Below are 18,518 nucleotides of genomic sequence, written 5' to 3' on the forward strand. Positions count from 1 at the left end.
TCAGATACAGTAAAAAGACACTACAGACTAGATTCCAGGAGGACATATTATGTCAACAATTAAAGAATTAATTCGCGCAGAGGAAAACGGTACGATCAGTTTCGGTAATTATGAACTGGATACGAAATCAAAGGTTTCCGATTTTGAGTGTAATGGAGATGTATATAAGGTCAAAACCTTTTCGGAAATCACAAAAATGGAGAGAAACGGGATATTCGTATATGAGTCAGTTCCGGGAACGACAGTGACGAATCTGATGCTGCAGGAAAACGGCATGGAGTTTTTGGTGGAAGGAGCGGAGGACGCGCAGATCACAGTTGAGATGGAGGCTGATACGGAATATGGTATTATTCTGGACGGCAAAGAAATCGACCGGATAAAGACGAATCTTGGCGGAAAGCTTTCCTTCAGCGTGGATCTTGCAGAAGTTGACAGGGTATCCGTGAGAATTGAAAGAGTATGACTGATAAATTAAGAGGGTTACGGGGCTGTTGTGAATGCAACAGCCCTTTTTGGAGGTGCGCCTAGCGGCGCACGTTTCTAATGGGTGAAAGTCCCGAATCCGCCCTAGTAGTGGGAAGGATATAGCTGAACACCAAGGGTGTCCATCGTGAGGTGGAATCTGAAGGAAGGTGTAGGCAAATCTCCGGTCTGACGAACAGAAATCACATCAGGCTACAGTTAAGGATAAGGTTGCCTTACAAACTAAAGTCCAATAACTACTCGGAATTAACTGTGGTAAATGTGGCAGATGGATGGAGAGAAAGAAACGTGTGGTACCTAGGGAGGTCTCGTCAGCAGACGAAAACAGAGTATGAAGTCTGTAGTAACAACGAATGGCGAGAAGTCAGCAGAGGTCATAGTACTACTATGGTTGCAAACATAGTGGGAAGGACTGAACTTTAGGAGATGTGAGTAAATGAATGTAACCAATGATGGATTTAAGGACAGACAACTTCATATAGAGGACTATCTGCAAAGGGTATCTGCGGAACAGAAAGAGTATGCAGAAGTGTCCGCCCATCAGAGGATTGCTGAAAACAACAACAACATCACAGATTTTCAGACGGACAATCTAATGGAACAGATTTTACACAGGGATAACCTAAACAAGGCTTATAAGAAAGTAAAATCAAACAAAGGGGCAGGCGGTGTTGACGGAATGAGCGTGGATGAACTTCTAGGCTTTCTAAGAGATAACCAAGAGCAACTAACCCAACAGATAAAGGATGGGAAATATAAGCCCAACCCAGTCCGTAGGGTAGAAATACCCAAAGAAACAAAAGGCGAGTTCAGAAAACTGGGAGTGCCTACAGTGGTAGATAGAGTGTTTCAACAGGCAATCACACAGGTGCTATCGCCGATTTATGAGAAACAGTTTTCGAAGAACAGTTTTGGGTTTCGTCCAAACAGAGGTGCACACGATGCACTGAAACAATGCCAGACAAATGTCAATGATGGATATGTATACGTGGTAGATATGGATTTAGAGAAGTTCTTTGACACAGTATGTCAGAGCAAACTAATTGAAGTACTATCACGAACCATCAAGGATGGACATGTAATATCGCTCATTCACAAATATCTCAATGCTGGAGTTATTAGTGGAGGGATATTTGAAAAGACAGAGGTCGGTATGCCACAAGGGGGACCATTAAGCCCGATCCTAAGTAATATAATGCTGAATGAACTGGATAAGGAACTAACAAGCAGAGGACATAGATTTGTCCGATACGCAGATGACTGTATGATTTTTTGTAAAAGCAGAAAAAGTGCAGAAAGAACCTTAGACAATATAGTGCCATATATCGAGGGAAAACTATTCCTTAAAGTAAATCGCACCAAAACTGGCGTGGCACACATCAGTAGAGTCAAGTACCTTGGCTATAGTTTCTATAGATACAAGGGAAAATGCAGATTTCGAGTACATTCTAAATCAGTAACGAAGATGAAGAATAAAATCAGAGAACTTACTGACAGAAGCAATGGATGGGGAAATGAATATCGAGCATTAAAATTGACACAGTTTATTAGAGGATGGGTAAACTACTTTGGAATGGCTGATATGAAAAGTCTATTACAGAGTAATGATGAGTGGTTACGCCATAGAATAAGGGCAATCTATTGGAAACAGTGGAAGAAAGTCAAAACAAAGTTTAAAGAACTCAAAAAGTTAGGAGTAGAAAAGGAAAAGGCATGGATATGTGCCAACATGCGAAATAGAAATTGGTATTGTAGTGGATATTTCGTGCTTCAGACTGCTTTTAACAATAAGAAACTCTGTGAATTAGGTTATCCAACATTCACAGAGTTCTATTTGAAAATATGTGAAAACTAAAGAACCGCCGTATACTGAACGGTATGTACGGTGGTGTGGGAGGTCGGTAGATAAAATAATTATCTACCTCCTACCCGATTGATATGGAAACGGAGAGGAAAGGGTATGGCGAAAGCGAGAAAGACTATATTTTTCTGCCAGAATTGTGGATATGAATCCGCAAAATGGATGGGACAGTGCCCCGGATGCAGAGAATGGAATACACTGGTGGAAGAACCGGTGGCAGAACGGACGTCAAAAAAAGCGGCTGGCAGAAAGAATCATGTGGAACCGGTACAGCTGTCACGGATTCAGACGGAGACAGAGGAACGTCTTCATACGAATATCGGAGAGCTGGACCGGGTTCTCGGAGGAGGAATCGTACAGGGTTCGATGACTCTGGTGGGCGGAGACCCGGGAATCGGCAAATCCACACTGCTTCTTCAGGTATGCAGGAAGATTGCAGAACAGGAAAAGAAAGTATTGTATATCTCGGGTGAGGAGTCTCTTGCACAGATTAAACTGCGCGCGCAGAGAATCGGCAGTTTTAATGAATATATGCTGCTGCTGTGTGAGACAAACCTGGCAGACATCAGGAGCGCCGTGGAACAGCAGAAACCGGATGTCCTGATCATTGATTCCATACAGACTATGTACGATGAGGAGGTGAGTTCAGCTCCCGGCAGTGTTTCACAGGTTCGCGAATCGACGGCCGCGCTGATGCAGATTGCGAAAGGTATGGGTGTTTCTGTATTTATCGTCGGACATGTGACGAAGGACGGAAATGTGGCAGGACCGCGGGTGCTGGAACACATGGTAGATACCGTCCTGTATTTCGAAGGTGATCGTCATGCTTCCTACCGTATCCTGCGCAGTGTGAAGAACCGTTTTGGCTCGACGAATGAAATCGGAGTATTTGAGATGTGTCAGACGGGTCTCGCAGAGGTAAAAAATCCTTCGGAGTTTATGCTGAACGGTAAACCAAAGGGAGCATCGGGGTCAGTTGTGGCATGTTCCATGGAGGGGACCAGACCGATACTGATCGAGGTCCAGGCGCTGGTTTGCAGGAGTAATTTCGGAATACCAAGAAGGACGGCGGCGGGAACGGATTTTAACCGCGTGAATCTTTTGATGGCCGTTCTGGAAAAACGGGGCGGCATGAACCTCTCTGACAGTGATGCATACGTCAATATAGCCGGAGGAATCAAGATGACAGAACCGGCGATCGACCTGGGCATTCTCCTCGCGATTGCTTCGAGTTACCGTGATATTGTGATTCCGGAAAGCGTAGTTGCTTTTGGCGAAGTAGGGCTGAGCGGGGAAGTACGGGCAGTCAGCATGGCGCTTCAGCGTGTTCAGGAGGCGAAAAAACTAGGATTCGAGACGGTGATCCTGCCCAAAGTATGCAGGTCCGCAGTGAAAGAGGTGACGGGGATCCGTTTGATCTTTGTGGATAATATAAAAGATGCAATATCTGCCATAAAATAAACTTGACTAAAAAGGTTAAGAATGGTAAAATACAACTATCAGTAAATCAACAGTTATTTTTTAGATTGAAAGTGGACAAAAATTGTTAAGAAACAGGAGGAATGAAAATGAATCAGTGCTTTGGATGTAATACGTGTAAAAGTGCAGATAAACCGTTAGAGGAATTTATCCGCAGTTTGCCAATGGAAACCTCTCATCACCGTGTGGATACACAGAAAACGAAATGTAATTTTGGGCTTCAGGGCGTCTGCTGCCGTCTGTGTTCCAACGGCCCGTGCCGCATCACGCCAAAATCACCGCGGGGAATCTGCGGGGCAAATGCCGATACGATCGTGACAAGGAATTTCTTAAGAGCTGTCGCAGCGGGATCGGGGTGTTATATCCATGTGATTGAAAATACAGCATTGAATTTGAAAAAGACGGCACAGGCAAAGGGTGAATTAAAGGGCTTACATGCACTGAACCGGCTCTGTGAACTGTTCGGGATAACGGCGGATGACAATTATGAGAGGGCACAGGCAGTTGCGGATGCTGTTCTGGCGGATCTCTATAAACCGGAATATGAGAAAATGGAACTTGTTGAAAAGGTTGCATATAAACCGCGCGTTGAGCGATGGAAGGAGCTTGGCATCATGCCTGGCGGAGCGAAATCTGAGGTGTTCCACGGTGTGGTAAAGACTTCTACTAACTTGAATTCTGATCCGGTTGATATGCTGGTTGACTGTCTGAAACTCGGGATATCCACAGGTATCTACGGACTCACCCTGACAAATCTTCTGAACGATGTATTGCTTGGAGAACCGGAACTGCGTATGGCGCCGGTCGGACTGCGTGTCATCGATCCGGAATATATCAATATTATGATCACGGGCCATCAGCATACCATGTTTGTGGACCTTCAGGAACGCCTGACGAGTAAAGAAGCCATCGCAAAAGCGCAGGCTGTCGGTGCGAAAGGATTCAAGCTGGTCGGATGTACCTGTGTAGGTCAGGATCTGCAGCTTCGCGGGAGCCATTACACAGAAGTGTTCGACGGTCATGCAGGAAATAATTATACAAGCGAAGCGGTACTGGCAACGGGAGCGATCGACGCGGTACTGTCTGAATTTAACTGTACACTTCCAGGCATAGAGCCGATTTGCGAAGAACTGAAAATCAAACAGATCTGTCTGGATGACGTGGCGAAAAAGGCAAATGCAGAATACATACCGTTTGATTTCGAAAACAGGAAAAGCTTGAGTGATACGATCATTGATAAGATTGTAGATGCCTATAAAGAGCGTCGTGCGGACGTGAAGCTTGATTTGATGAAAGATCATGGGAATGATCATTCACTCACCGGCGTCAGTGAAGGTTCACTGAAAGGATTTCTGGGAGGAACCTGGAAACCGCTGATTGATCTGATTGTATCTGGAGATATTAAAGGGATCGCAGGCGTTGTGGGATGCTCGAATCTGACAGCTGGCGGTCACGATGTACTGAGTGTGGAACTCACGAAAGAATTGATTGCCAAAGATATTATCGTCCTGACTGCAGGATGTTCATCGGGAGGGATCGAAAACTGTGGCCTGATGACACCGGAAGCAGCCGAACTTGCAGGACCGAAGCTGAAAGCAGTCTGTAAGAAACTCGGGATTCCGCCGGTTCTCAATTTTGGTCCATGTCTGGCAATAGGGCGCCTTGAGATCGTTGCGACTGAGATCGCTGCCGAACTTGGTGTGGATCTTCCGCAGCTTCCGCTCGTACTATCAGCACCGCAGTGGCTGGAAGAGCAGGCACTGGCAGATGGTTCATTCGGTCTTGCCCTCGGTCTGCCGCTCCATCTGGGGCTGCCTCCGTTTGTTACAGGAAGTGAAGTGGCGGTGAAAGTTTTGACAGAGGATATGAAGCAGCTGACCGGCGGACAGGTGATCATCAATTCTGATGCGGCACAGAGTGCAGACATCCTGGACGGGATCATTCAGGAGAGACGTGCTGCCCTGAACATCTAGGAGGGGACGGTTATGAGAAGGATTTTTATTGATGCGGATAAGTGCGACGGATGCCTGAATTGTACGACAGCATGTATGCAGGCACATCGAAAAGACTCAGGAACCGTTTATGACCTGAAACTCACCGATGTGGAAAATGAATCCCGCAATCATATCGTGATGGAGGAGACCGGCAAATATAAACCGATCTTCTGCCGGCACTGTGATCAGCCCGAATGCGTAATGTCATGTATGAGCGGAGCGCTTTCTAAAGATCCTAAGAGCGGCCATGTACAATATGATGAACAAAGGTGTGGCTCATGCTTTATGTGTGTTATGAACTGTCCATATGGAGTTCTGAAACCGGATACGAAAACGAGATCAAGGATATTGAAATGTGATTTTTGCACAGAGCATGGGGAGGAACCCAGTTGTGTAAATGCCTGCCCGACACAGGCGATCTTTGTCAGGGAGGTGGAAGAATGAGACATGTAATAATCGGCGCAGGGGCCGCAGGAATGACAGCGGCCAGGACAATACGTGAATGTGAAGCGGATGCGGAGATCGTCGTAATCTCGGAGGATGATCATGTACATTCCAGATGCATGCTGCATAAGTATCTGAGTCATGAACGTGACGAAGACACGCTGAACTTTACAGACCCGGATTTTTTTGAGAGCAGAGATATTACGTGGGTCAGGGGATGCAGTGTGGAGAAAATTGTACCGGAATGCAAGACGCTTTATCTCGGCAGCGGCGGCCGGGTATCCTATGACCGCCTGCTGATTGCGACGGGGGCAAAGAGTTTTATTCCGCCGGTCGGAGACTTCCGCAATGCTTCGAATGTTTTTGGGCTCAGGGATTTAAGAGATGCGCAGGAGATTGACAATTGCGCCAGAGGAGCAAAAGAAATCCTGATCGTTGGTTCCGGGCTTGTGGGAATGGACGCAGCCTATGCATTTTTAGAGCAGGGGAAGAAGGTAACTGTGGTAGAGATGGCAGAGCGGATTTTGCCGCTCCAGCTGGATGAGACTGCCGGAAATGCTTATCGGGAGTTGTTTGAGTCGGCAGGATGCCGTTTTATTCTGGGCAGAAAGGCATCAGAGACAAAGATGGATGGAAGCGGCCGTATTACCAGTGTGCTGCTGGATGATGGAACGGAAATAGGCTGTGATCTGGTAATTGTGGCGGCAGGCGTCCGCGCGGCAGTCGGATTTCTGGAAGGCAGTGGAATTCAGGCAGAAAGAGCGGTCACAGTCGATGGATGTCTGAGAACCTCGTGCAGCGATATTTATGCAGCCGGTGATGTGGCAGGTCTTTCCGGTATCTGGCCAAATGCCATGAAACAGGGACAGACAGCGGCGTATAATATGTGTGGACGGACGACTTATTATGTGGATCGGTATGCGATGAAAAATACGATGAACTTCTTCGGGCTGGTTACGCTGTCTGTCGGCAATGGTATCGCTGAGGACGGCGACGAGGTTCTGGTCTGTGAGGACAGTAAAGGGTATAAGAAAGCCATTATCCGTGACCGCAGACTGAAAAGTATTTTGCTGCAGGGAAATATTGACTATTCTGGCGTGTACCAGTATTTAATTAAAAATGAGGTTCTGCTTCCGGAAGGGAAAGATGTCTTCCAGCTTGATTTTGCGGATTTCTATGGTGTGCTGGAAGACGGACAATACATTTATGGATCCTGACGTAGGCATCAGTTGGGGTCAAAAGACCTTTTGACCCCAGCATCATACTTATAAAATAAAAGAGCAAATACGACTGCATGGGCAGACGTTTTTGCTCTTTTGTCAGTTGATGTATGCTTTTGACGATTGGCAGAAAGAGCAGGCATTAGCCTTGCGTTTTCCTGGAAATCGTGAGATGATAGACGCAAAAGAAAAGGAGAATGATGCATGGGAAAACGAGCAAGAACCGTGATGCTGACTTTAATGCTGAGTTTTACTGCGGCAGTGACTGCATGGATTCCAGTGCAGGGTGCAGGCTGGCAGCAGAATGATGCAGGATGGTGGTATCAAAACGAGAACAGCACATGGCCTGAAAACGAGTGGAGAGAGGTTGAAGATAAATGGTACTATTTTAATGGTGAAGGATATCGTGTATCAGGCTGGCAGCAGATAGACGGAGGCTGGTATTATTTTGGAAAAGATAATGACGGCAGCATGAAGACCAATACCTGGGTGGATGAATACTATGTGGGATCTGACGGGAGGATGCTTGCAGCAACCTGGGCGGGGAATGCCTGGGTTGATAAAACGGGGAAAAAAGATGTATCCGTTAAATCTAGCAAGAAGAATCCCATAAATTCTATTAGTCTCTCGAAAACAGAGCTGGTACTGCTAAAAGACAGCACTGCGAATCTGTATGTCACCTGCAGTCCGGCTGATACGACAGACTCCAAGCTTATCGGCTGGAAGAGCTCCGACCCTGCTGTAGCAACAGTGTCTAAAGGGAAAGTGACTGCACATGCAGAGGGAACGGCGGTGATCACTGCACGCGTTGGGCAGAAAGTTGAGCGGTGCAGTGTGACCGTGTATGACGAACCGGTATGTCAGAGTGCGCTCTCTTTGCTCGGGGGACAGTATATCTGGGGGGGCAACGGGCCGGAAGACGGCGGTGTGGACTGCTCCGGACTTCTGATGTACGCCTATACCCAAAATGGCTATGATTTTGGGGCGGATCTGAGCGCAGACAAGTTTGCTTCCTATGGACAGGAGATCAGCAGAGAAGAGCTCAGACCGGGTGATGCTATCTGCTGCGTTTATGGCAATGGGAAGTATCAGCATATTCTGTTGTACCTCGGAAATGATATGGTAGTTGCCTCGGAATGCGGGGGTCCGGCGGTGTGTACAGCAAAGCTTGAATGTAATCAGCATGAAACAGGTACGGCGTGTAACTGCGGCGTTGTAAAGCGTCCATTGAATGAAAGTGATTTACTTGATGCAAAGTTTGTCCGGATGAGCAGCTATGCATCATAATAAATACCGCGGATTGACAGGGGCTTTAACGGTCCTTGCCGGTCCGTGGTATTTGTGCTTATCCGGCAAAATCACTGGAAATCTCTTTGAAGCATTTACAAGTTTGAATTGTGTTTAAATAATTAAATTGTTGATAAATTTTCGAAAATTAAAAAAGTTTGAAAAAATTGTTGACTTATGGGGGGACCCGTGCTATTCTAATATAGCTGTCGCTGATACAGACAAGCACAGCAAACAATGAACTTTGATAACTGAACAGTAAAACACATCCTTGAAAATTCTAAACAAGATTTTCATTTCATTGACGAAAAGTCAAAACCAACAGTAAAAGGGATAAGATAGCCAAGAGTTATCTTGAACTGGAACGAACACTTAATTTGAGAGTTTGATCCTGGCTCAGGATGAACGCTGGCGGCGTGCTTAACACATGCAAGTCGAACGAAGCACATAAAACGGACATCTTCGGAAGGAAGTATTATGTGACTGAGTGGCGGACGGGTGAGTAACGCGTGGGTAACCTGCCGTATACAGGGGGATAACAGTTAGAAATGACTGCTAATACCGCATAAGCGCACAGAGTCGCATGACTCGGTGTGAAAAACTTCGGTGGTATACGATGGACCCGCGTCTGATTAGGTAGTTGGCGGGGTAACGGCCCACCAAGCCCGCGATCAGTAGCCGACCTGAGAGGGTGACCGGCCACATTGGGACTGAGACACGGCCCAAACTCCTACGGGAGGCAGCAGTGGGGAATATTGCACAATGGGGGAAACCCTGATGCAGCGACGCCGCGTGAGCGAAGAAGTATTTCGGTATGTAAAGCTCTATCAGCAGGGAAGAAAATGACGGTACCTGACTAAGAAGCCCCGGCTAACTACGTGCCAGCAGCCGCGGTAATACGTAGGGGGCAAGCGTTATCCGGATTTACTGGGTGTAAAGGGAGCGTAGACGGCATAGTAAGTCTGATGTGAAAGGCGGGGGCTCAACCCCTGGACTGCATTGGAAACTATTAAGCTGGAGTGTCGGAGAGGTAAGTGGAATTCCTAGTGTAGCGGTGAAATGCGTAGATATTAGGAGGAACACCAGTGGCGAAGGCGGCTTACTGGACGATCACTGACGTTGAGGCTCGAAAGCGTGGGGAGCAAACAGGATTAGATACCCTGGTAGTCCACGCCGTAAACGATGTATACTAGGTGTCGGGGGGCAAAGCCCTTCGGTGCCGCAGCAAACGCAATAAGTATACCACCTGGGGAGTACGTTCGCAAGAATGAAACTCAAAGGAATTGACGGGGACCCGCACAAGCGGTGGAGCATGTGGTTTAATTCGAAGCAACGCGAAGAACCTTACCAAGTCTTGACATCCTTCTGACCGGTCCGTAACGGGGCCTTCCCTTCGGGGCAGGAGAGACAGGTGGTGCATGGTTGTCGTCAGCTCGTGTCGTGAGATGTTGGGTTAAGTCCCGCAACGAGCGCAACCCTTATCCTTAGTAGCCAGCAAGTGAAGTTGGGCACTCTAGGGAGACTGCCAGGGATAACCTGGAGGAAGGTGGGGATGACGTCAAATCATCATGCCCCTTATGATTTGGGCTACACACGTGCTACAATGGCGTAAACAAAGGGAGGCGAAGCCGTGAGGTGAAGCAAATCCCAAAAATAACGTCTCAGTTCGGATTGTAGTCTGCAACTCGACTACATGAAGCTGGAATCGCTAGTAATCGCGAATCAGAATGTCGCGGTGAATACGTTCCCGGGTCTTGTACACACCGCCCGTCACACCATGGGAGTCGGATATGCCCGAAGCCTGTGACCCAACCGAAAGGAGGGAGCAGTCGAAGGTGGAGCCGATAACTGGGGTGAAGTCGTAACAAGGTAGCCGTATCGGAAGGTGCGGCTGGATCACCTCCTTTCTAAGGAAGAAGAAGTAGGCATTGAGCATTTGAAGAGGGCGAGCCGTAAGGCGAAGGTCGAATCTAGTGCGAAAGCCCACCTGGACACTTAGCGAATGCGAGCGGAAGCGAAGCATGAGGTTAGTGACCATGGTGAAGAGATGTGTTTTACTGTTGAGTTATCTTAAGTAGAGCACTTAAGGAATGCGACCGAAGGGAAGCATGAGTTTAGTGCGAACTTCCGAAGATAACGCACTGGTGAGGAAAAAGAGCAAGAGGCAGGGGAGTCATCCTGTTGGCCGGGGAGGTTCTGCTAAACGCAGAACAGCTTTCACACTAAGCTCGAAAGGACCTCGCTAAGTGTTCAATGCTTCTGGTGGCGATGCGCTTAGGGGAAACACCCGTACCCATCCCGAACACGATGGTTAAGACTTAAGCGGCCGATGGTACTGCACTGGTGACGGTGTGGGAGAGTAGGTGGCTGCCAGAACCCTTTAAAAAGTGTGGGAAACGCTTTTTGAGATAGAACAGGCACCCATAGAAGTGTGCCAACCTACAACAGCAGGGAAGTGCTGTTCTACATAACTGGTTTTACCAGTGATCAGAGAGAACAAAGGAGTTTGTTGTTTCTGATGGCTGATAAAACAGCCGGCGAGACGAAGGCGGACGATGTGAGCGGACATCGGGATCATAGATCCCTCAGCCGCGGCATTACATGCCAATACATGAAATAATCTTTGCACGGACAGGCGAGCCTGGCCGCACAAACCTTCTTTCCTGTGCTCCCATCTGGGAAGTGTTTCGCGTATGTACCTTGAAAACCGCATATACGAAAATATCTATATTGATAACGATTAACGTTAGAGATAGGAAAAGACATCCGAGGAACCATGGGCAGAGATGCTTGTGGTGAATCAAACATTGTAAACGCAATGAAACGAAACGCTCGATGCGAATGCATCGTAATACCGACTGTTCCAAACGCTATTGGAGCAGGAAGGTCAAACAAGAAAGAGCGCAGGGTGGATGCCTTGGCACTAAGAGCCGATGAAAGACGTGATAAGCTGCGAAAAGCTTCGGGGAGGAGCAAATATCCTTAGATCCGGAGATCTCTGAATGGGGAAACCTGCATACCCAAACGGTATGTATCCATACGCCAATTCATAACGTATGGAGGGGAACCCGGGGAACTGAAACATCTAAGTACCCGGAGGAAAAGAAAGAAACATCGATTTCCAAAGTAGCGGCGAGCGAAATGGAAGGAGCCTAAACCAGCATGCGTGCATGCTGGGGTTACGGACTGCAAAAAGTGACTTCAATGCTAGTAGAATGGTTTTGGGAAAGCCAGCCAAAGAGGGTGAAAGCCCCGTATACGAAAGCAGGCGAGAGCGAGCAGGATCCAAAGTACCGCGAGACACGAGAAACCTTGCGGGAAGTCGGGGGGACCACCCCCCAAGGCTAAATACTCCTTAGTGACCGATAGCGCATAGTACTGTGAAGGAAAGGTGAAAAGGACCCCGGGAGGGGAGTGAAAGAGAACCTGAAACCCTGTGTTTACAAACTGTGGAACCACTTTATATGTGGAACCGCGTACTTTTTGTAGAACGGTCCGGCGAGTTACGCTGGCTGGCAAGGTTAAGCACTCAAGGTGCGGAGCCGAAGGGAAACCAAGTCTTAATAGGGCGCCGTAGTCAGTCAGAGTAGACCCGAAACCGGGTGATCTATCCATGTCCAGGTTGAAGTTGCCGTAAAAGGCAATGGAGGACCGAACGCACATCCGTTGAAAAGGGTGGCGATGAGGTGTGGATAGGGGAGAAATTCCAATCGAACCCGGAGATAGCTGGTTCTCCTCGAAATAGCTTTAGGGCTAGCCTCATGAGAGTCTTTTGGAGGTAGAGCACTGAATTTCCTAGGGGGCGTCAAAGCTTACCGAAGAATATCAAACTCCGAATGCCAGTAAGATGATTCATGGGAGTCAGACTATACGAGATAAGTTGGATAGTCAAAAGGGAAAGAGCCCAGACCACCGGCTAAGGTCCCAAAGTGTGTGTTAAGTGGAAAAGGATGTGGGATTTCGAAGACAACTAGGATGTTGGCTCAGAAGCAGCCATACATTCAAAGAGTGCGTAATAGCTCACTAGTCGAGAGGTCCTGCGCCGAAAATGTCCGGGGCTGAAACACAACACCGAAGCCGTGGGATGGTAGCAATACCATCGGTAGAGGAGCATTGAAGACACGAAGAAGCGGTACCGTAAGGAGCCGTGGAGCGTCTTGAAGAGAGAATGCCGGAATGAGTAGCGAGAGAGAGGTGAGAATCCTCTCGGCCGAATATCCAAGGTTTCCAGAGTAAAGCTGATCTGCTCTGGGTAAGTCGGGGCCTAAGGCGAGGGCGAAAGCCGTAGTCGATGGACAACAGGTTGAGATTCCTGTACTGCAAGGTAACAGAACTGTGGGGACATATGTGGAAAGTGCATCCCTGGAATGGAATCCAGGGGCAAGCGAGGTAGGAGTAAGGCAGGCAAATCCGCTTTACAATCCGAAGGCGTGATGCGGACCGAAGTATAGTAGGGAAGTGCATGAGCCATGTATCAAGAAAAGCCGCTATTGTTTATCTTGTACCCGTACCGTAAACCGACACAGGTGGATGAGGAGAGAATCCTAAGGCCGACGGAAGAAGCATTGTTAAGGAACTCGGCAAAATGACCCCGTAACTTCGGGAGAAGGGGTGCCTCTGTAAGGAGGCCGCAGAGAATAGGCTCAAGCAACTGTTTAGCAAAAACACAGGTCTATGCAAAACCGAAAGGTGAGGTATATGGGCTGACGCCTGCCCGGTGCTGGAAGGTTAAGAGGAGAGGTTAGCCGCAAGGCGAAGCTTTGAATTTAAGCCCCAGTAAACGGCGGCCGTAACTATAACGGTCCTAAGGTAGCGAAATTCCTTGTCGGGTAAGTTCCGACCCGCACGAAAGGCGTAATGATTTGAGCACTGTCTCGACAATGCATCCGGTGAAATTGAAGTACCAGTGAAGATGCTGGTTACCTGCGCCAGGACGGAAAGACCCCATGGAGCTTTACTCCAGCTTGATACTGGGATTCGGTATTGCATGTACAGGATAGGTGGGAGACGAGGAAACACTAACGCCAGTTGGTGTGGAGTCGCTGTTGGGATACCACCCTTGCAGTATTGGATTTCTAACCAGCAGCCGTGACCCGGCTGTGGGACAATGTCAGGTGGGGAGTTTGACTGGGGCGGTCGCCTCCGAAAGGGTATCGGAGGCGCTCAAAGGTTCCCTCAGAATGGTTGGAAACCATTCGCAGAGTGCAAAGGCAGAAGGGAGCTTGACTGCGACACCGACGGGTGGAGCAGGTACGAAAGTAGGACTTAGTGATCCGGTGGTTTTAAGTGGGAATGCCATCGCTCAACGGATAAAAGCTACCCTGGGGATAACAGGCTTATCACTCCCAAGAGTTCACATCGACGGAGTGGTTTGGCACCTCGATGTCGGCTCATCGCATCCTGGGGCTGTAGTAGGTCCCAAGGGTTGGGCTGTTCGCCCATTAAAGCGGTACGCGAGCTGGGTTCAGAACGTCGTGAGACAGTTCGGTCCCTATCCGGCGTGGGCGTAGGATATTTGAGAGGAGCTGACCTTAGTACGAGAGGACCGGGTTGGACTGACCACTGGTGTACCGGTTGTTCCGCCAGGAGCATGGCCGGGTAGCCAAGTCGGGAAGGGATAAACGCTGAAGGCATCTAAGCGTGAAGCCCCCCTCAAGATGAGATATCCCATACGTAAGTAGTAAGACCCCTTGAAGACGACGAGGTAGATAGGGCAGAGGTGGAAGTGCAGCAATGTATGGAGCTGACTGCTACTAATCGGTCGAGGGTTTGACCTGAGCACGCGAAGCGTGCGAAGGTCGTTCGATAGGAGCGAAGCGGAAATCGAACTTCCAATGCAGGTGTAGCGATACGCATGCGAAGCGGGAATCGAACTTCCAAAGACAACAGGATGAGACAGGAAAGAATGGAAGGAAGAGAAGCAAAGCGAAATCGAATGATCCGAAAGAAGACGGTAGAAGCGTGGATGGATGTAATAGTGTATGCGGTTTTGAAGGTATATCAAAACCTAAAGAATAAAGGCAATAGCAAAGTCTGGAAACAGATGTTAGCTATTGCTTTTTTTGATTGAAAGCAGCTTAGGGAAAGTCAAACATAAAACAGCTTGTCAGATCAGCGGTCAGATGCTATTCTTTTTGTAAACAGGGAGGTATGCAGATGTTTGTATTTCTATTTATATGTTCATTGTTAGTTCCAATGTCTATGACTTTATTAGGCGGGAGATGGAGCAAAAAACCGCCGAAAGATATACAGGGGATTTCTGGTTACCGCACTGCTATGGCAAGGATAAATCAAGACACCTGGTCCTATGCACATAAATATTGGGGAAAGATGTGCTTTGTTATTGGCAGAGTACTCATGATTGCTACTTTTGTAATTTTAATATATATAGTAGAAATTACTCAAATTTTGAGACATTAGTTACCTATTGGGTTTTTACTCAAATTGCCATTATGGCGCTTACGATCATTCCTACAGAGATTCGATCAAATAAAGACTTCACAAAAACCGGACATCGAAAATAAATTTTCAGCCTGGCTTATTTATTCTTATTAGCACATCTGTTAAACGTTTGGAACAACTTAAAGCAGCAGTAAAAGATATTTAAACCAACGGAAAAGGTCTTGCTGAATTGAGTGATATCAATTTGGCAAGACCTATTTTACATCGACGGAATGAAGTTTTTGGTTACTCATCATTTTCTTGTTTTCTGGCTTTCTTATTTTAATTCCGCTGCTTCTTTTTGAGGATAGGTATAACGCCACTCGTCACACTCCTCCTTGGTTATCTCGCCGACATCTAGTTTAGCAGCCTGCTTCTGCCATGCCTGAAACATATCGAACATAGAAAAGGTCTTCTATGGCAAAAAGCGTGTGCATAAGTCCGACATAGCTGTCTATGTCGGGAACAGCCAGTGCATGAGGGGATACCTCAAAAATTTCAGCTAATGCGTTCAGATATTTTTCTTTCGGACTGCGGCTGCCCTTTTCATATTGGGCAATGCGGACATCTGTCTGTGTATCACTGAAACCAAGCATTTGTCTGTCAGTGATTTTGAGAAAAGGGAGCAGGCAAAGGAAGTAGCGGAGTAGCAGGAAGAAAATGCTGCTATTGAGGAAATCAATGAAACTCTTCGGGAACAGTTGACACGGATTGATGAAGAAATTTATTCATTACGGAGGGATTTAGAGTAACCCCGTCGAGAAGCGGAGAAAGCGCAGAAGCAGGCAGATAAGTACCAAAAACGTATGAATGTACAGGCTCCGATGGTAAAGAACATGGAGCGGTTGGCGTTTGATATGTTTTGTATGATGGAACAGGATGGTATGATGATTGAGGTTATGGTGGATGGGGTGTCGTATACGCTTACCTGTAGTATGCAGGGGGATATAATTGGTGTTGTTAATGATGTTATCATATGCGGTTTTCCTTTACAAAAAAAAGGACAATAGTATAATGTAGTTGTGACAAATTTGAATTTGTAAAGGAGAAATTGCATGGGTAGAAAAGAAGCCACAACAAAAGAAGATTTGTTGAGTGTCATCGCACTATTGGAAAATGCAGGAATAATATATTGGATTGACGGTGGTTGGGGCGTTGATATATTGGCAGGTAAACAAACAAGAGTTCATAGAGATATTGATATAAATTTTGACGCTCAACATATAGAAAAATTATTAAATATACTTTTGGAATATGGATATCAAGTAGATATGGATTGGAAACCTGTTAGAATCGAGTTGTATAGTGATAAATATGGTTATTTAGATATTCACCCATTTGTTTTGAATGAAGACGGCACTTCAAAACAAGCTGATTTAGACGGTGGTTGGTATGAGTTTGAAAAAGACTATTTTGGCAATGCTGTTTTTGAGGGAAAGACAATTCCATGTATTTCTTTAAAAGGACAAAAAATTTTTCATTCAGGTTATCAACTAAGAGATAAAGACAAGCACGATATATCAATTCTTGAAAGTATATCAAAATAATGAATGGCATTACAAATTCCGGTTTGTTGATTAAGAGGTGATAAAGCAGAATTGATGGTGGTAGAATAAAGAGTGGTAACATTTTACTGATAACAAATTGATGACAAATATTTAGACAGAGGAATACTTTTTACACTTTATGATGAAGGTTTAAAAAGTATCTGCGTTGTAACTGACGAAGGAAACGGTAATGTGGATTGTCAGAAAGAAAGCTGGGGTTAAATAAATGACATTGGAGACAAAACGACTTGAACTGAAGCCGTTACTCCCGGGGCAATTGAGATTATGGATTGAGGACAGTCTGCTGCTTGAGAAACAGTTGAGATGTTCTTATCAGGCGGAACCGCTGGAGGGGCTCTTTTGCGAAATAATAAAAGGACAACTAAAAATGGCAGAAAAAAATCCGGATGACTATTTATGGTATACCTTTTGGTTCCTTATTCGCAAAACCGATCGGATTGTCGTTGGCTCTGTCGTTTTTAAGGATGTTTCAGGTACGAAACAGGAGGTCGAGATTGGTTACGGGCTGGGGAAAGAGTTTGAGCACAACGGCTACATGACGGAAGCGGTACAAGTTTTGTGCGAGTGGGCGATGGAACAAAAAAGCGTAACCCACATCATAGCAGAAACTGATCTTGACGGCTTTGCCTCGCAGTGTATTCTGCAGCGCTGTGATTTTGCCGAATATAAGCGCGAGAAAACGATATGGTGGCTGTTATTTTCTATAACGTATGAGAGCTCAAATGTTTTTTATAGTAAGATTCAGCAAGAAAATGACATAAATTAGCATAAAGATGATAGGATTTTGTATGGAGTATGTTGACATAATATGGTATATTTCCACCATATTATTGTTTTTCAGGGAAACCTGAAAAAATAAAGGAGTTGTCAGCATGCTCGTACAGGGCAAAGGGATCATCAGCGGATCAGAAGCGTTTCATCCTGATATTTCGGAGATGGCGGAGAAGCTTTTATATTATGTTACCGACTGTGGTATATATTTTTGCGAATATGGATATCGGATAGAGCGCGAAAATTACGGAAACTATATGCTGCTGTATGTTACAAGAGGGGTGCTGGCAGTTTCTGCGGAGGGAAGCACCTATCTGATTCAGGAAGGCCAGGCGGCATTCTTTAATTGTCACGTCCATCATACATATTATGCCAAAGGATTCGTGGCATTTTCCTGGATTCATTTTGACGGTTCCAACACCAGAGAATTCTATCTGCAGTATAGGGATAAGAAAAAAGGAATTGTATTTCGGGGAAGTTCGGCGGAACAAATCTATAAAAGCATGTCATCCATCATATCTTGTTATCAGAACGATTTGACTATAAAAGAAGAGGAAAATTCCAGAAATATATATGAATGTCTGTGCATACTGTTGTTTTCCGAGGCGGAAGATCATGAGCCTGAAGCGAGCGGCAACGTTATAAACAAGGCAAAAGAGTATATTCGTGAAAATATAAAGGAAGGCCTGACACTCGATATTGTAGCCAATCATGTGGGCTTAAGTGCCAGCCACTTTTCCAGAATATTCAAGAAAGAAACAAGTTATTCCCCCTATGAATATATTATTCTTGTTCGGATTAACAAGGCGAAACATCTGCTTAAAACTACGGACATGCAAATCAAGGAAATTGCATATGAAGTAGGGTACCACAGTGAATCTAATTTCTGCAATTCTTTTACACAGCGAATCGGCATATCACCGATTAATTTTCGAAAATATAAATGGTAGTGATCAACTTAAGAGCTGCC

Annotated in this window: 13 protein-coding genes and 3 rRNA genes; 15 read left to right on the top strand and 1 reads right to left on the bottom strand. The window is 46.3% G+C overall.

What is annotated here, in order from left to right:
* Positions 1-49 precede the first annotated feature (49 nt).
* From NQ502_RS15305 to NQ502_RS15360, 12 genes are all read left to right on the top strand, one after another.
* Positions 50-463: a hypothetical protein gene (locus tag NQ502_RS15305; protein ID WP_028529072.1), complete on the top strand. Its 414-nt coding sequence runs from the start codon at positions 50-52 to the stop codon at positions 461-463.
* 456 nt (positions 464-919) lie between these two features.
* Entirely contained in the window at positions 920-2,338 is a 1,419-nt protein-coding gene (gene ltrA / locus NQ502_RS15310) for a group II intron reverse transcriptase/maturase (protein WP_260046563.1), read from the top strand.
* 105 nt (positions 2,339-2,443) lie between these two features.
* Positions 2,444-3,805 (top strand): DNA repair protein RadA, encoded by a 1,362-nt coding sequence (radA, locus tag NQ502_RS15315; RefSeq protein WP_028530308.1) that lies wholly within the window; start codon positions 2,444-2,446, stop codon positions 3,803-3,805.
* Positions 3,806-3,912: 107 nt separating this feature from the next.
* Positions 3,913-5,796: an anaerobic carbon-monoxide dehydrogenase catalytic subunit gene (gene cooS / locus NQ502_RS15320; protein ID WP_028530309.1), complete on the top strand. Its 1,884-nt coding sequence runs from the start codon at positions 3,913-3,915 to the stop codon at positions 5,794-5,796.
* 12 nt (positions 5,797-5,808) lie between these two features.
* Positions 5,809-6,261 carry a 4Fe-4S dicluster domain-containing protein gene (locus NQ502_RS15325; RefSeq protein WP_028530310.1) on the top strand — a complete coding sequence of 151 codons (453 nt, stop codon included), beginning with the start codon at positions 5,809-5,811 and terminating at the stop codon, positions 6,259-6,261.
* On the top strand, positions 6,258-7,478 hold the full coding sequence (locus NQ502_RS15330) for an NAD(P)/FAD-dependent oxidoreductase (protein WP_028530311.1): 1,221 nt from the start codon (positions 6,258-6,260) through the stop codon (positions 7,476-7,478). Before NQ502_RS15325 ends, NQ502_RS15330 begins: the two co-directional genes overlap by 4 nt.
* A 207-nt stretch (positions 7,479-7,685) precedes the next feature.
* Positions 7,686-8,768, top strand: coding sequence for an NlpC/P60 family protein (locus NQ502_RS15335; RefSeq protein WP_028530312.1), 1,083 nt, complete (start codon positions 7,686-7,688; stop codon positions 8,766-8,768).
* A gap of 373 nt (positions 8,769-9,141) precedes the next feature.
* A 16S ribosomal RNA gene (locus NQ502_RS15340) occupies positions 9,142-10,675 on the top strand.
* A gap of 351 nt (positions 10,676-11,026) precedes the next feature.
* Positions 11,027-11,144 (top strand): 5S ribosomal RNA (gene rrf / locus NQ502_RS15345).
* A 509-nt stretch (positions 11,145-11,653) separates the two neighbouring features.
* Positions 11,654-14,545: ribosomal RNA gene (locus NQ502_RS15350) — 23S ribosomal RNA — on the top strand.
* Together the 16S, 23S and 5S rRNA genes form the textbook arrangement of a ribosomal RNA operon.
* A gap of 128 nt (positions 14,546-14,673) precedes the next feature.
* On the top strand, positions 14,674-14,838 hold the full coding sequence (locus NQ502_RS15355; RefSeq protein ID WP_156887915.1) for a hypothetical protein: 165 nt from the start codon (positions 14,674-14,676) through the stop codon (positions 14,836-14,838).
* Positions 14,839-14,924: 86 nt separating this feature from the next.
* The gene (locus NQ502_RS15360; RefSeq protein ID WP_260046569.1) at positions 14,925-15,188 is read left to right on the top strand and encodes an SdpI family protein; all 264 of its coding nucleotides are present in this window, start codon (positions 14,925-14,927) and stop codon (positions 15,186-15,188) included.
* A gap of 383 nt (positions 15,189-15,571) precedes the next feature.
* Here NQ502_RS15360 and NQ502_RS15365 read toward each other — a convergent pair whose 3' ends face one another.
* Positions 15,572-15,805, bottom strand: a complete 234-nt coding sequence (locus NQ502_RS15365; RefSeq protein ID WP_341349442.1) for a helix-turn-helix transcriptional regulator — start codon at positions 15,803-15,805, stop codon at positions 15,572-15,574.
* A 459-nt stretch (positions 15,806-16,264) separates the two neighbouring features.
* Here NQ502_RS15365 and NQ502_RS15370 point away from each other — a divergent pair, with 459 nt between their 5' ends.
* The 3 genes from NQ502_RS15370 (at position 16,265) to NQ502_RS15380 (ending at position 18,498) form a co-directional block, all read left to right on the top strand.
* On the top strand, positions 16,265-16,756 hold the full coding sequence (locus tag NQ502_RS15370; protein WP_028530139.1) for a nucleotidyltransferase domain-containing protein: 492 nt from the start codon (positions 16,265-16,267) through the stop codon (positions 16,754-16,756).
* Positions 16,757-16,982: 226 nt separating this feature from the next.
* Positions 16,983-17,543 carry a GNAT family N-acetyltransferase gene (locus tag NQ502_RS15375; protein ID WP_083963514.1) on the top strand — a complete coding sequence of 187 codons (561 nt, stop codon included), beginning with the start codon at positions 16,983-16,985 and terminating at the stop codon, positions 17,541-17,543.
* Positions 17,544-17,649: 106 nt separating this feature from the next.
* Positions 17,650-18,498 carry an AraC family transcriptional regulator gene (locus NQ502_RS15380; protein ID WP_028530140.1) on the top strand — a complete coding sequence of 283 codons (849 nt, stop codon included), beginning with the start codon at positions 17,650-17,652 and terminating at the stop codon, positions 18,496-18,498.
* The last annotated feature ends 20 nt before the right edge of the window (positions 18,499-18,518 follow it).

The sequence above is a fragment of the Ruminococcus gauvreauii genome (assembly GCF_025151995.1).
Lineage (GTDB): Bacteria > Bacillota > Clostridia > Lachnospirales > Lachnospiraceae > Ruminococcus_G > Ruminococcus_G gauvreauii.